15 protein-coding genes are annotated in these 13,830 nt (G+C 69.2%); 3 read left to right on the top strand and 12 right to left on the bottom strand.

Going from position 1 to position 13,830, the window contains the following annotated elements:
- Positions 1-5: 5 nt before the first annotated feature.
- Positions 6-797 carry a GNAT family N-acetyltransferase gene (locus ACIA8G_RS13625; protein ID WP_396418751.1) on the bottom strand — a complete coding sequence of 264 codons (792 nt, stop codon included), beginning with the start codon at positions 795-797 and terminating at the stop codon, positions 6-8.
- An 8-nt stretch (positions 798-805) separates the two neighbouring features.
- Positions 806-1,549 carry a class I SAM-dependent methyltransferase gene (locus ACIA8G_RS13630; RefSeq protein WP_396418752.1) on the bottom strand — a complete coding sequence of 248 codons (744 nt, stop codon included), beginning with the start codon at positions 1,547-1,549 and terminating at the stop codon, positions 806-808.
- A gap of 93 nt (positions 1,550-1,642) precedes the next feature.
- On the opposite strand from ACIA8G_RS13630, the gene ACIA8G_RS13635 reads away from it, so the two are divergent.
- Positions 1,643-2,461: a VOC family protein gene (locus ACIA8G_RS13635; protein WP_396418753.1), complete on the top strand. Its 819-nt coding sequence runs from the start codon at positions 1,643-1,645 to the stop codon at positions 2,459-2,461.
- On the opposite strand, the gene ACIA8G_RS13640 is transcribed toward ACIA8G_RS13635, so the two are convergent.
- From ACIA8G_RS13640 to rpsB, 7 genes are all read right to left on the bottom strand, one after another.
- Complete coding sequence (locus ACIA8G_RS13640; RefSeq protein WP_396418754.1) at positions 2,458-3,033, bottom strand: hypothetical protein; 576 nt, start codon at positions 3,031-3,033, stop codon at positions 2,458-2,460. The two genes, ACIA8G_RS13635 and ACIA8G_RS13640, sit on opposite strands and share 4 nt — an antisense overlap.
- Positions 3,020-3,568: an RNA polymerase sigma factor gene (locus ACIA8G_RS13645; RefSeq protein ID WP_396418755.1), complete on the bottom strand. Its 549-nt coding sequence runs from the start codon at positions 3,566-3,568 to the stop codon at positions 3,020-3,022. Before ACIA8G_RS13645 ends, ACIA8G_RS13640 begins: the two co-directional genes overlap by 14 nt.
- Before the next feature lie 37 nt (positions 3,569-3,605).
- Entirely contained in the window at positions 3,606-4,463 is an 858-nt protein-coding gene (locus tag ACIA8G_RS13650; RefSeq protein ID WP_396418756.1) for a phosphatidate cytidylyltransferase, read from the bottom strand.
- Positions 4,464-4,532: 69 nt separating this feature from the next.
- Positions 4,533-5,090 (bottom strand): ribosome recycling factor, encoded by a 558-nt coding sequence (frr, locus tag ACIA8G_RS13655; RefSeq protein WP_396418757.1) that lies wholly within the window; start codon positions 5,088-5,090, stop codon positions 4,533-4,535.
- 56 nt (positions 5,091-5,146) lie between these two features.
- Positions 5,147-5,857 carry a UMP kinase gene (gene pyrH / locus ACIA8G_RS13660; RefSeq protein ID WP_396419653.1) on the bottom strand — a complete coding sequence of 237 codons (711 nt, stop codon included), beginning with the start codon at positions 5,855-5,857 and terminating at the stop codon, positions 5,147-5,149.
- 160 nt (positions 5,858-6,017) lie between these two features.
- On the bottom strand, positions 6,018-6,833 hold the full coding sequence (gene tsf / locus ACIA8G_RS13665; protein WP_396418758.1) for a translation elongation factor Ts: 816 nt from the start codon (positions 6,831-6,833) through the stop codon (positions 6,018-6,020).
- A gap of 70 nt (positions 6,834-6,903) precedes the next feature.
- On the bottom strand, positions 6,904-7,743 hold the full coding sequence (gene rpsB / locus ACIA8G_RS13670; protein ID WP_396418759.1) for a 30S ribosomal protein S2: 840 nt from the start codon (positions 7,741-7,743) through the stop codon (positions 6,904-6,906).
- Between the two features lie 371 nt (positions 7,744-8,114).
- Between rpsB and ACIA8G_RS13675 the strand changes: the two genes are divergently transcribed.
- Positions 8,115-8,594, top strand: a complete 480-nt coding sequence (locus tag ACIA8G_RS13675) for a M23 family metallopeptidase (RefSeq protein WP_396418760.1) — start codon at positions 8,115-8,117, stop codon at positions 8,592-8,594.
- A 338-nt stretch (positions 8,595-8,932) separates the two neighbouring features.
- Here ACIA8G_RS13675 and ACIA8G_RS13680 read toward each other — a convergent pair whose 3' ends face one another.
- Together ACIA8G_RS13680 and ACIA8G_RS13685 are read right to left on the bottom strand one after the other, a co-directional pair.
- Positions 8,933-9,928 carry a FliA/WhiG family RNA polymerase sigma factor gene (locus ACIA8G_RS13680; RefSeq protein WP_396418761.1) on the bottom strand — a complete coding sequence of 332 codons (996 nt, stop codon included), beginning with the start codon at positions 9,926-9,928 and terminating at the stop codon, positions 8,933-8,935.
- On the bottom strand, positions 9,903-10,886 hold the full coding sequence (locus tag ACIA8G_RS13685) for a tyrosine recombinase XerC (RefSeq protein ID WP_396418762.1): 984 nt from the start codon (positions 10,884-10,886) through the stop codon (positions 9,903-9,905). Before ACIA8G_RS13685 ends, ACIA8G_RS13680 begins: the two co-directional genes overlap by 26 nt.
- 157 nt (positions 10,887-11,043) lie before the next feature.
- Between ACIA8G_RS13685 and ACIA8G_RS13690 the strand changes: the two genes are divergently transcribed.
- Positions 11,044-11,580, top strand: coding sequence for a hypothetical protein (locus ACIA8G_RS13690; protein WP_396418763.1), 537 nt, complete (start codon positions 11,044-11,046; stop codon positions 11,578-11,580).
- 183 nt (positions 11,581-11,763) lie between these two features.
- Here ACIA8G_RS13690 and dprA read toward each other — a convergent pair whose 3' ends face one another.
- Complete coding sequence (dprA, locus tag ACIA8G_RS13695) at positions 11,764-12,879, bottom strand: DNA-processing protein DprA (protein WP_396419654.1); 1,116 nt, start codon at positions 12,877-12,879, stop codon at positions 11,764-11,766.
- Positions 12,880-13,830: the final 951 nt, after the last annotated feature.

Here is a 13,830-nt window from a genome sequence, read left to right on the forward strand (position 1 = left end):
ACGGCCTAGCCCCTGGCGAATGTCAGAGTGCGCGCGTAAGGCTGAAAACCCAGCTGCTCATAGAACTTCAGGGCCGGCTTGTCGTGAACCGGGTACACGATCGCCTGCTCCGCCCCCAGCTCCCGCAGCGCGCGCATCGCACCGAAGCAGGCGGCACGAGCCAGGCCCATCCGGCGGAAATCCGGATGTGTGCCAACGGGTTCCAGCTCACCGACGCGGTTCTGCTCGTCAGGCCACATCAGGCAGTACGCGGCGAACCTGCCGTCCGGCGCCTCCACCACCCAGTCGAGATCCGGGCGGTACGGCCAGGCCGCCATCACGTTGCGGTAGCTCTCCTCCGTCACCCGTGACGGGTGCCAGACCTTCTGGTGGACCTCGACCCGTTGCGCCAGATCAGCTTCCGTGATCGAGCGGACGGTGAAGCCCTCGGGCACCACAGGGTCGGGCAGATCGCGCAGGTCGTGCGTCATGAAGATCTGGTGCCAGCCGTCCTTGGGCGCGTAGCCCTGGCGTTCCAGCGCGGCGATCAGGTGCTGTTCGGCATCGAGGATCATGACCTGCCGGTCGGGGAAGCGCTTCAGCACCTCGTCGGCCAGGTCCGGGTGCGCGGGGTCGACCAGCAGGAAGAGGTCGGAGTCCTGCTGAGCCCAGGCCCAGGCGGCGACCTCGCCGTCGCGTTCCCACACCTCGAACTGCCACTCGTGCTCGCGGCCGACGTGCTCGTAGCGCTGCCAGGCCAGGTCGCCGATGTGCCAGTTGCTGCGCTGCGACCAGATCCGTTGCGTGAGACGTTGCATCTCGCGGATCACAAGATCAGTCCCTTCGGCTTGCGCCGCACGTGCAGGCGGTAGCCGACCTGGAAGCTCAGCCCGGCCACGGAAACGATCGCACGTTCGGCGACTTTCGCGGAGAACTCTATGCGCAGCACGGACTCCAGGTCCTCCCGATTTTCGAAGCGCCACTCGGCGGTGATCCGCGTGAGCGAGAAACCGTTGTCCGCGAAGAACTTCTCGACCACGGCCGGGTCGTAGCGCGGTTCGTCGGCGCACAGCCATTGCCCGTACGGCTCCGCCGCGCCGTCCAGGTCCACGATCGCCAGCGCGCCGCCGGGCCGCAGCACCCGGTCCGCCTCGCGCAGCCCCGGCTCACATCCCGGCCCGAAGAAGTACGCCGTGCGGGCGTGCACGAGGTCGGCGGAGGCGTCGTCGAGCGGGAGGCGTTGCGCGGGACCGGAAACGACTCGGACGTTGGTCAGCTGCGCGACGCGGTTCTTGGCGCGCACGACGAGCGGTGGATGCGGCTCTACTCCCGTGACCGATTTCGCGCTCTTGGCGAACAGCGGCAGGTGGAATCCGTCGCCGCAGCCGACGTCCACGACGTCCTGCCCGCCAAACGGACATTCTTCGCTTAACGCCACCCAAATCGCGCCGTTCACGTCCTGCGCGCGGTTCTCGACCTCGTAGATGTCGGGCCAGTGCCAGATGTTCGGACTGGGTACGACGTCAACCGGGCGCACCGCGTTCAACGCGGCCCGAACGAATCCCCTCACGACGACACTGTAGGGCTTCGATTTCCCGGTGACAGTTCGAATTCGTCCAATCACGGCGTAGCGTGGCCGCATCTCTCCCTGCAGGAGGCGGCAGTGTCGATCGCGCCCAACACGCCCCAGCTCGCGCCGTTGCTCGGAGGAAGCCCGTGCTGGGCCGAGCGCACCGTCGACGACCTCAAGGCCGCGATCGAGTTCTACACCGGCCTCTTCGGCTGGCATTACGCCGACGACGCCGGCTACACCGTGGCGATGGTCGACGGCGTCCCGGTCGCCGGACTACCGCAGGGTGAACCGGAGCCGTGGCGGTTGTACCTGGTCACACCGCACGCGCGAGCCACCGCGGAAAAGGCCTTCCACCTCGGCGGATCGGTGCTGCGCAACCCGGAGGACTCCACCGACCACACGCAGACCACCGTGATCAGCGACCCGACCGGCGCCGTCGTCGGGTTCCGGCACGTGCCGCCGGACTGGCGGTTCGGCACCGGCGGGCACGGCGCCTACGCGTGGGCGGAGCTGAACACCAGGGACGGCGCGGCGGCCGACGAGTTCTTCGGCGAGCTGTGCCACTACGACATCACGCAGATCGGCGACGGCCACCGGCTGGACTACGCGACGTGGTCCGTCGAGGGCACCGAGGTGATCGGCCGGCAGAAGATGGGCCGCGAGTTCCCGTACGGGGAGCGGTCGCACTGGATGGTGTACTTCAACGCCGCGCCCGAGATCGGCACCGACTCGGTCGCCTACCGGGTGCTGGAGCTCGGCGGCCGGGTGACCGTCGAGCCCTACGACACCCCGTACGGGCGCATCACCGTGGTCGAGGACCACGCGGGCGCGGCGTTCTCGGTGATCGACCAGTCCCGGGCGATCGAGGACGAGCCGCGCACCGAGGTGGACGACCCGTACGACGACTAGCGGGTCGGTTCAGGTTTCGCGACGCCCAGGCCCGATTGCCTGATCAGCTGATCGGGCAGACACTTCGGCACCTCTCGGCCCCCGTCGATCCCGACCCGCAGGACGCTCCTGGCCTCCAGATCCGCAGCGAGCACCGACGTGGTGCCCGCGTGATTCCAGTCGCGCTCGAAGATCATCTTGAGACCGTCGGCCGTTGAATCTGCCCGTGCCGGCAAGAAAGCGGCACCCTCGATCCGGTATGGCCCCTCGTCCGGGCAGTCCTTCCGCAGCGGCACAACGACCACGAAGATGCCGTGCTCACGCAGCCGTTCCGTGGCTTCCTCGAACCGGGTCAGATCCCGCAGGGTCAGCGTCACCGAACCGTCCGGGTTGTCGACCACGGCGTACGCGGGTGGTGTGCCGCCGAAGTACGTGAGTCCAACGACCGTCGCACCGCCCAGTACGGCTACTCCTGCTGCTGCAGACAGCCATCGAGCCGTGCTCCGGCGTCGTCGCGTGGCCACGCTCTGCCGCAACGCCGGAGCATGGTCGCGTTCCAGCTCTGCCCAGAGGTTGTCCTCAAACCTGCTCATCGGCTCGTGCCTCCAGTTCGTCGTCGACGACCGCACGCAGGCGAGCCGTGGCGCGATACAGACGGGTCCGCATCGCCCCTTTCGGCACGCCGAGCGCGACAGCCGCTTCCTTGGGCGCGAGACCAGCGAGGTGGACGAGTTCGACGGCTTCCCGTTCGAGCTCCGGCAACGAGGCGAGCCGTTCCAGCAGCGCCCGACCTGGCCGTTCGGCGTCGATGCGGGCTTCCAGCTCGGCCAGTTCGTCCCGGTCGAGCTCACGCCTGCCGCCCGCCAGGCGCACCAGTTCGACGCCACGCCTCGACTGCTCCAGGTGCGCGGCGAACGTGCGCCTGGCGATGCCGAAGAGCCAGCTCACCGCCGGGCCCTTGGCCTCGTCGAAGGTGGGGAACGACGTGATCGCGCGGACGAACGTGTCCGCGGTCAAGTCCGCGACGACCTGCGGTTCCGTGCACCGGCGCGCGAAGAACCGGGTGATCGCGCCGACGTGGGCGCGGTAGATCCGCTCGAACGCCGCCAGTGCCTCGTGGTCTCTCACAACCACTACTTGCGGCGTTGCGCGGAAAACGTCACGGCTACTGGATGAAGAGGTGCAGCAGCAGCCAGGAGGCGACGGCGGACGGGAGGAGCGAGTCCATCCGGTCCATGATGCCGCCGTGGCCGGGCAGCAGCGTGCCCATGTCCTTGATGCCGAGGTCGCGCTTGATCAGCGACTCGACCAGGTCGCCCGCGGTGGCCGTGACGACGAGCGCGGCACCGAAGAGCGCGCCCTGCCACCACTGGCCGTCGAGCAGCAGCGTCAGCGTGAGCGCGCCGCCCGCCATGCCCGCGACCAGCGAGCCGGCGAAGCCCTCCCAGGACTTCTTCGGGCTGATCGTGGGCGCCATCGGGTGCTTGCCGAGGAAGACACCGGCCGCGTAGCCGCCGACGTCGGACAGCACGACCCCGATGAGGAACGCGAACGCACGACCTGCGCCGTCCTTCTCGGGAACGACGAGCATGGCCGCGAACGCCGCCATCATCGGCACGTACGCGACCGTGAACACGGACGCGCTGAGGTCGCGCAGGTAGCCGTCCGAACCGGCGCGGAACCGCCAGGCCATGCACACCAGGATGGTGATCACGAAGGCGGTCATCATGCCCGAGCGTTCGTACGGCCAGGAGAGCCAGATGATCGCCTGGCCGCCGATCAGCGCCGGCCACAGGGCGACGTTGATACCGCGCTTCTTCAGCTCGGTCGCGAGCTCCCACGTCGCCACCGCCGCGGCTGCCGCGACGATGGCGATGAAGGTCTGCCGGACGGTCAGCAGCGACAGGATGATGACGGCACCGAGCCCCACGCCGACCAGGATCGCCGCCCGCAGGTCACGTCCCGCGCGCGAAGGCTTCGACGCCGGCACGTCCGAGGGACTGCCTGCCACCTGTGCTCCCATCACGTCCTCCGCCCGGCCAGGGCACTCACGCCTGCGGCGCGACTCGGCCGGGCGAAACCAACAGGAACATCAGACTTCGAGAAGCTCGGCTTCCTTGTGCTTCACGAGCTCGTCGACCTGCGCGGTGTACTTGTGGGTCAGAGCGTCGAGCTCCTTCTCACCACGCGCGCCGTCGTCCTCGCCGACCTCGCCGTCCTTGACGAGGCGGTCGATCTCTTCCTTGGCCTTGCGACGGACACCGCGGACGGAGACGCGCGCGTCCTCGCCCTTGGACTTCGCGACCTTCACCATGTCCCGGCGGCGCTCCTCGGAGAGCTGCGGGATGACGACGCGGATCACGGCACCGTCGTTGCCGGGGTTGACGCCCAGGTCGGAGTCCCGGATCGCCTTCTCGATCGCGTTCAGCTGGCCCGCGTCGTACGGCTTCACGACCGCCATGCGCGCCTCGGGAACCGTGATGCTGGCCATCTGGTTGATCGGCGTGAGCGAACCGTAGTAGTCGACGTGGATGCGGTTGAACATCGAGGGAGTCGCACGACCGGTCCGTACGGAGGCGAGGTTCTCCTTCGCCACCGAAACCGCCTTTTCCATCTTCTCCTCGGCGTCGAGGAGGGTCTCGTCGATCACGACTACTCCTTGCTCTGCGTGTGTTTCTTCCCGGTTCCGGTCAAATCCCAGCAGGTCTAGAAGGCCGGGCGTCCACCGGGGGTGTGGACCAGGGTTCCGATCTTCTCACCACGCACCGCGCGCGCGATGTTCCCCTCGGTGAGGAGGTTGAAGACGAGGATCGGCATGTTGTTGTCCATGCAGAGGCTGAAGGCCGTGGCATCGGCGACGTTGAGGCCGCGCTCCAGCACCTCGCGGTGGGTGATGTTGTCGAACATCAACGCGTCGGGGTCGATCTTGGGGTCGGCCGTGTAGACACCGTCGACGGCCTTGGCCATCAGGACGATCTCGCAGCCGATCTCCAGGGCGCGCTGGGCGGCGGTGGTGTCCGTCGAGAAGTACGGCAGGCCGGCGCCGCCACCGAAGATCACGACGCGTTCCTTCTCGAGGTGACGCATCGCGCGGCGGGGGATGTACGACTCGGCGACCTGCGTCATCTGGATGGAGGTCTGCACGCGCGTGTCGATGCCGTGCTCGCGCTCGAGGAAGTCCTGCAGCGCCAGGCAGTTCATGACCGTGCCGAGCATGCCCATGTAGTCGGCACGCGAGCGGTCCATGCCGCGCTGCTGGAGCTCGGACCCGCGGAAGAAGTTGCCACCACCGATCACGACGGCCACCTGCACGCCGGACTTGTGGACGGCCGCGATCTGCCGGGCGACTGTCTGGACGACATCGGGATCGACACCGACGCCACCGCCGCCGAACATCTCGCCACCGAGCTTGAGCATCACCCGGTTGTAGCCGTGGCTACCTTCTTCGCTCACAGGTCCTCTCCTCGCGTGCCTTTGGGAGCCTGGGGTGTGGGTTCTCTCTGGGCTCGCCAGAGTGAAGTCTGTGGACATGCAGAAGGCGGGGTCGCATGTCTGCGCAACCCCGCCCTCACTGCAATCAGCTCTGGCCGACCTCGAACCGAGCGAAACGGGTAACCGTCACGCCGGCCTCGTCCAGAAGAGCCTTGACCGTCTTCTTGCTGTCCGTCACGGAAGCCTGCTCCAGGAGCACGACGTCCTTGAAGAAGCCGTTGACGCGACCCTCGACGATCTTGGGCAGCGCGCCTTCCGGCTTGCCCTCCTCGCGAGCGGTCTCCTCGGCGATGCGGCGCTCGTTCGCGACGAGCTCCTCGGGCACCTCGTCACGGGTGACGAACTTCGGGCGCATCGCGGCGATCTGCATGGCAGCGCCCTTCGCGACCTCGGCGTTGTCACCGGTGTACTCGACCAGCACGCCGACGGCGGGCGGCAGGTCGGCGGCACGCTTGTGCAGGTAGACGGAGACGGTGCCGTCGAAGTCGACGGCCTTCGCCAGCTCCAGCTTCTCGCCGATCTTGGCGGAGAACTCCTGGACCAGCGCGTCCACGGTCTTGCCGTCGACCTCGACGGCCTTGAGGGCGTCGGCGTCGGCGACCTTGTTGGCCTTGGCGAGCGCGACGATGTCGTCGGCCAGCGCGATGAAGTCCGCGTTCTTGGCGACGAAGTCGGTCTCGCAGCGCAGCTCGACCATCGCGCCGTCCTTGACCGCCACGAGGCCGTTGGACGTGGTGCGCTCGGCGCGCTTGCCGACGTCCTTGGCGCCCTTGATGCGCAGGATCTCGACGGCCTTGTCGAAGTCGCCGTCAGCCTCGTCCAGCGCCTTCTTGCAGTCCATCATGCCGGCGGCGGTCAGCTCGCGGAGCTTCTTGACGTCCGCGGTGGTGTAGTTCGCCATCGTTTTCCTTCTGCGATGTACGCGCTTGAGTCACGCGGCGCCCGCTGTTGCGGGCGCCGCGTGGGGGAAATCAGGACTGGACGGGCTGCTCGGCCGGAGCCGCCTCGGCGGGGGCCGCCGCGGCCGAGGTGTTCGTCAGGAGCTCCTGCTCCCACTCCGCCAGCGGCTCGTCGCTCGCGACCTCGGGCTTGTCCTGGCCGTCGGCGGCGTCGCGGCGGGCGCCGGAGCGCTGCATGAGACCGGCGGCAGCGGCCTCGGCCACCACCTTGGTCAGCAGCGCGGCCGAGCGGATCGCGTCGTCGTTACCCGGAATCGGGTAGTCGACCTCGTCCGGGTCGCAGTTGGTGTCGAGGATCGCGACGATCGGGATGTTCAGCTTGCGAGCCTCGCCGACCGCGATGTGCTCCTTCTTGGTGTCCACGATCCACACGGCGCTGGGCACCTTGGACATGTCGCGGATACCGCCGAGCGTGCGCTCCAGCTTGTCCTTCTCACGGTTCATCATCAGGATTTCCTTCTTGGTGAAACCCTGGAAACCGCCGGTCTGCTCCATCGACTCCAGCTCCTTGAGGCGCTGAAGCCTCTTGTGGACCGTGGAGAAGTTGGTGAGCATGCCGCCCAGCCAGCGCTGGTTCACGTAAGGCATGCCGACGCGGAGGGCCTCGTTGGCGATGGCCTCCTGCGCCTGCTTCTTCGTGCCGATGAACAGAATCGACCCGCCGTGCGCGACCGTCTCCTTGACGAACTCGAAAGCCCGGTCGATGTAGGTCAGCGTCTGCTGCAGGTCGATGATGTAGATGCCGTTGCGCTCGGTGAAGATGTAACGCTTCATCTTCGGGTTCCAGCGCCGGGTCTGATGCCCGAAGTGCACGCCGCTGTCAAGCAGCTGCCTCATGGTTACGACGGCCATGGCCGGTTCGCACCTCATCTGTCGGACGCGCCAGGTCTCATCTGCACGCGTCGGGTCGGTTGACGCCTCAGGCCGGGTGGCCTTCAGCCCTGGTGCCATAGCCGTCGTCCGCACCCGCGGAGGATCTCTCCACCGTCAGGACCCGTCGGACGCCGTGACTCGACCCAGCTGCGATCAGCCGGTCGGATCTGCGTTGGCACGCGAAGTCGTCCCGCATATAGACGGGACGCGCCCGACAGTCTACGCCCAACCCCCGACAAACCCCGAATCGCCCCCTGCGCCCATCGGGTAGTTATCCACAACCGCCGAGTTGTCCACAGTTCCCAGCTCCCCGCTGGTCCCCGAGGTGCCCTTTCACCCACGGTGGACCCATGCCCCTCCTCCCCACCGCCCTGGTGCTCACCACCCTCCTGGCCCCGGCCCCCGCCCGCTTCACCTGGCCTCTGCCGCCGCCACACCCGGTGGTCCGCACCTTCCACGCCCCCGCGACGCCGTTCGGCCCTGGCCATCGCGGCGTCGACCTCGCCGGGGCCGAGGGCACGCCGGTGCTCGCCGCCGGTGACGGTGTCGTGGTCTACGCGGGCGCTGTCGCCGCCCGCACGCTGGTCTCGGTCGAACACCGCGGCGGCCTGCGGACGACGTACGAGCCGGTCGCGCCGGCGGTGGCGGCCGGTCGCCCGGTGCGGCGGGGTGAGGTGCTCGGGCACCTGCAGCCGGGCCACTGCGCTTCGCCGTGCCTGCACTGGGGCGTCCGGCGCGGCGCCGAGTACCTGGATCCCTTGCGGCTCGTCTCGCCGGGCCGGGTCCGGCTGCTGCCCTTGGACGCCGAAATTCCGGCCCGGGGCGGTTAGGCGTGTCGCTTCCGCTGCGCGGCGACCCGTCACGCCCGCAGCGGCCCGATCGGGCGCTCTCCCGCCGCTTCCCCCGGCGCGGTTGAGGTCGACGGCGGCGCGTCCCCGTTGCGCGTCTGCCGGGCGCCCGGCAGGTGCCGGGAGGCGGCTGGTCGCTGCCCTCCTGCCCGCCTCCCGGCACACCTGTCCGAGATCAGCGGCTCGACGAGTGCGCGCACGCGGCGTGCTTGGAGTCGCTCCAAGTACCACCCGTTCGAGTGAATTCGGGCTGAAAGGGCCCGGAAAGCGGTCTGAAAGCCCGGCGCGGGCAGGATTCGGGCGAGAAAGGAGGGTGCCGGTCAGGCCTCGGACTGCTCGTTGAGCTTGGTGCGAAGGCGCAGGACGGCGCGGGTGTGGAGCTGGCAGACCCTGGACTCGGTGACACCGAGAACCTTGCCGATCTCGGCGAGGGTCAGGTTCTCGAAGTAGTACAGGGTCACGACCACGCGGTCGCGTTCGGCCAGCTGGGCTATCGCGTCGGCCAGCTGCCGGCGGCTGTCCTGGTCGACGAGGCTCGCGACCGGGTCTTCCGCGGCATCGTCCGGCAGCGATTCGGCCAGCGAGGAGCCGCCCTTGTTCGGGGCGATCAGCTCGTCGAGGGCGACGACGCTGGTCAGCTGGAGCTGGCCGTACAGCTCGCGCAGCTCCGCCAGGCCGATCTTGAGCTCTGCGGCGAGCTCGCGGTCGGTGGGCGTGCGCTGCAGCTTGGCGCCGAGCCGTTCCAGGGCGCGCTCGACGTCGCGGGCACGGCTGCGGACCGAGCGCGGCACCCAGTCCTGGGAGCGCAGGTCGTCGAGGATCGCGCCGCGGATGCGCTGCATGGCGTAGGTCTCGAACTTGAGGCCGCGTTCCGGCTCGAACTTCTCGATCGCGTCGACCAGGCCGAAGATGCCGGACTGGATCAGATCGGCCACGTCCACGTGGGCTGGCAGGCCGGTGCCGACGCGGCCGGCGACGTACTTGACCAGCGGCGCGTAGTGCAGCACCAGGCGGTCGCGCTGGCTCTGCTCGCGGGACTGGCCGTAGCTGCGCCACAGCGCGACGATGCCGGCCTCGACGTCGTCACCAGACCGGGCGTCCGCGCGCGTCACGGCAGTCGGGACGGCCGCGGGCGTGCCGTTGACATGCGTGTTGGCACCAGGCTCGGAGGTCGCCTCGGTGCGCGGCGCGCCGTTCTGACGGTGCCCGTTGCTCGCCTGCTTCGCAGCTGGCGCGGGCACGATGGGTTCAGGGGGCACGGTCGCCGTACGCGATCCTCCCCCTGCGGCGTCAGGAACGGGGGTGGGTTCGGTCATGGATCGCCTTCAGCCGTTCGACAGTGACGTGTGTGTAAAGCTGAGTCGTTGCGAGCGTAGCGTGACCAAGCAGTTCTTGGACGGTGCGCAGGTCCGCTCCTCCTTCCAGCAAATGGGTCGCAGCGGAGTGGCGCAACCCGTGCGGCCCGATGTCCGGCGCATCGGGTACCACGGCGACGACCTCGTGCACCAGCGTGCGAACGGCACGCTGGTTCAACCGGCCACCACGGGCACCGAGGAACAACGCCGGTGGCGAATCCGGTGCTACCAGGGCGTTTCGCCCCTCGTCCAGCCACCGCCGCACCGCTCGCTCGGCCGGCACGCCGAACGGCGTGCTGCGCTCGCGTCCACCTTTGCCCAGAACTCGAATCACCCTTAGGGAGTAGTCCACGTCGTCGAGATCAAGACCACAGAGTTCGGCCACGCGGATACCTGTGGCGTACAGCAACTCCACCACGGCCTGATCACGCAGCGCAACCGGATCACCCTCGGACGCGCCAGAGGATACGGCCTCCATCGCCTCCTTCGCCTGGTCCGCGCGCAGCACGGACGGCAATGTCCGATGTGGTCGCGGGGCGGCCAGTCGAGGGCCCGGGTCTGCGGCCAAATGGCCCGCACGATGCGCCCATGCGCTGAACGTGCGCGCTGCGGCGGCCCGTCGCGCGAGCGTGGTGCGGCTGGCACCCGACGCGCGTTGCGCGGCAAGCCATGACCGCAATGCCGTGAGCGTGAGGTCGACGCGCCCGACATCGGCGTTTTCCGGGATATTCCCCGCGACATGTCCCAACAATGCCACCGCATCCCCGATGTACGCGCGCACGGTGTGCGGCGAAAGGTCACGCTCCAACGTGAGGTGCCGTTCGTACTGTCGCAACACGTCTGCAACGCCCGCCGGCAGTTTTTCGCGCAGGCGAACGAGATCGACACGACGTGTCCGACCATGCGGCGGCGAGGACATAGGCCAAGACGCTGCGCCAGTCGGGGCGTTTGGTCAAGTATCGCCACACCCCCGCGCCAGTTGAGAGCGCTCTCATGATCGGGAACACGATAACGTTTCAACTCCCTGTGACGACGAGGGGTTTGGCGGCAAGTACAGATCACCTTTCGGAGTAGCGATGGTAGCCAGCACCACCGTCCGAACAGCCGATGAGCTAGCTCGCCGAGTCGTACGCAAGATCGCTCCCGAGGAGCTGTCTTCGTTCGACATCGTCGCCGCTCCGTACTTGGAGAACCCCAGGCAGGCCGAGCGCAGGCTGCGCCAGGCCCACGACGACCCGCTGGCCTTCGGACCAGGCGACATCGTCGCGCTGGCGACGCCCGTGATCGCCCTCGTGTCCGCCAGCGTGATCACCGCGGTCTCCGACAGCGTCGGCCAGGCGGTGCGCGACAGCACCGCGGGAGCCCTGCGCAAGGCGTGGCGCAAGATCCGCCGCAAGCCCCTCGAACCACTTGAGCTGCCGTCCACCCCGCTGACCACCGCACAACTAGCCGAAATACGCGAGATCGCCCTGCAGCGCGCCCTAGCGCTCGGCATGAAACGCCAGAAGGCCGAAGCCCTGGCCGACGCGGTGGTCGCCGCCCTCGTGCTGGGCGACAACGCCCAGGAACCCGACCCGGACCTGGGCCGCGAGGCCGGTGGCGCCGCCAGATGACGGAAGTGAAGCCGCAGGTCAACCCCAGGGCGTGGCGAGCGCCTGGCGTTCCTGGTCAACGACGAAGTGCTCGCCGCACCAGAGATCCTCCAGCCCCTGACCAGTGACACGGTGCAGCTACCGGGCCAGTTCACCAGCCTCGACCAGGCGGAGGAGGTCGCGGCCTCCATCCGCGGAACCTGATCACCGCACCTCCAGCTTCTGCCAGCCGCCGTCGACCTGCAGGGCGAGCCCGGCCAACTCCAGTTCGGGCAACAACGCCCGCACCCGCTCCAGCGGCACCCCGGACTCAACCGACACGAGCTCGTCGCTGACCCCGCACCGCTTCCCCATCGCCTCGTACACCCGCATCGCCTCGCCCTGCGGCGCCCCGAGCTCACTCGCCTTCTCCGCGGGCTCGGTGGCGAGGTCGTCCCCGAACCGCCCCACCGACTCCACGATCTCCGCGACCGACCCAACAGCCTCGGCCTGCTTGTCCCGCAACAACTCGTGACACCCGACCGAACTGGCCGATGTCACCGGCCCGGGCACAGCCATCAACGGCCGCCCAAGCGCAACCGTGATCGCAGCAGTGTTCTTGGCTCCACTACGCCGCCCGGCCTCCACAACGACAGTGCCGCCACCCAACGCCGCGATAAGGCGGTTGCGCGTAAGAAACCGGTGCCGCGCAGGCATAACCCCAGGCGGGTACTCGCTGACGATCAGCCCTTCCCGAGCGATCTTGCCCAGCAATCCCTGATGCCCAGCCGGATAAGCCGTCTCGGCCCCGCACGCCAACACCGCGATCGTCACGCCACCGGCCCCCAGCGCACCCCGATGGGCGGCGCCATCAATCCCATACGCCGCACCGGAAACGACGGTCACTCCCGCCTGCGCCAACCCGTAAGCGAACTCAGCCGCAACATGCTCCCCGTACCCACTGGCCGCCCGCGACCCAACGACCGCGACAGCCTTCTCCGTCACCTCCGCAAGGTCGTGCGGCCCACGCACCCACAACGCAAGCGGCTCGCCGCCGGCCCGATGCCCACGACCAGCCGTGTTCGCCAGCGCCACGAAAGGCCACCGCGGCCACTCGTCGTCTTCCGGGATGACCAGGCGACCTCCGAGCTTGGTGATGCGCTCGATGTCTTCGTGCGCCCGCTCTTCGGCTCTGCGGGCCGAGGTCTGGCTGGCGACGGTCGGGGTGACTTCGCCGGAGCGGACCAGTTCCGCGGCCTCTACCGGGCCTACCTGGGAGACCAGGGCGGAGAGTGCGGAGGCGTAGGGCTCGGCTACTCGGGAGAGGTACGCCCTCGCCAGCCGGACCGCGTCGGGCGGCGCAGCTGGTGACGCGGCGGGCGGCGCGGCCGGCGGTTGGACGGTCGGCGGCGTGGCCGACGGGGTGGCCGACGGGGTGGTCGGCGGGGTGGTCGCCGGGGTGGTCGGCGGGGTGGTCGCCGGGGTGGTCGGCGGGGCAGGCGGTTGAACGTGCGGCGGGCTGGTCGGCGAGACGGTCCGCTGGACGGTTGGCGGGGCGGCGGCCGGGGTGGCTGGCGCGGCGGGCGGCGCAGTGGTCACCGGAACCACCACCAGGGCAGCCATCGGTGCCATGGGTGGGGGCGCCATGGGTGCGGAGGGCTGCTGTCGGAGGAGCGTCGGCGGACTGTGCACGGGAGCCGAAGCAGGGTGGGAACGGCTGCGGCGGCGGAGAGTTCGGGGATGAGGAGTGCGGTCATGGTCGGGCTCCTGTTCGTGCGGGGGCTTCGGCTGGCTGGGCGGCAAGAGAAGCGGGCTGGGCTCCGGGCTCCGGGCTCCGGGGCAAGGTTGTGTGGCGAGGCGGACGGGCCTCTAGGGGCTGCGAAGTAGGTCGCGAGAGGTAAGCGGCGAGACAGCGCTGTCGAGCGGGCGACTCGGTCGAAGGTCAGTTGTGGGCGGTGATCAGGTGAGCGGGGCGCCCGCCGGGGACAGGCGGGCGGCCCGCTCGGAAGCCGGGCGCGGAGAGGGAGTGGGGCCCCGCGCCCGGCCGTTCTGGGACGGCGCCTGCAGCACGCTTGGCGGCGCCGGTCGGGTGGGCCGGTCCGAGCCGCGTCAGGTTCGGCTCTGGCCGGGTGGGTGAGCGGGCCGCCCGTCAGGGGTGGGGCGGGCGGCCCGCTCGATCAGGGCCGGGCACGGAGTCGGGGCTTGAGTGCTCCGCGCCCGGCGGCTTGGGGTGGCGAGTGGGCTAGGTCTGTGGGCTCGGCCAGATCGGTGAGGTGGGCCGCTGGTCGAGTG

It is taken from the genome of Lentzea sp. NPDC051213 (assembly GCF_044455585.1).
GTDB lineage: Bacteria > Actinomycetota > Actinomycetes > Mycobacteriales > Pseudonocardiaceae > Lentzea.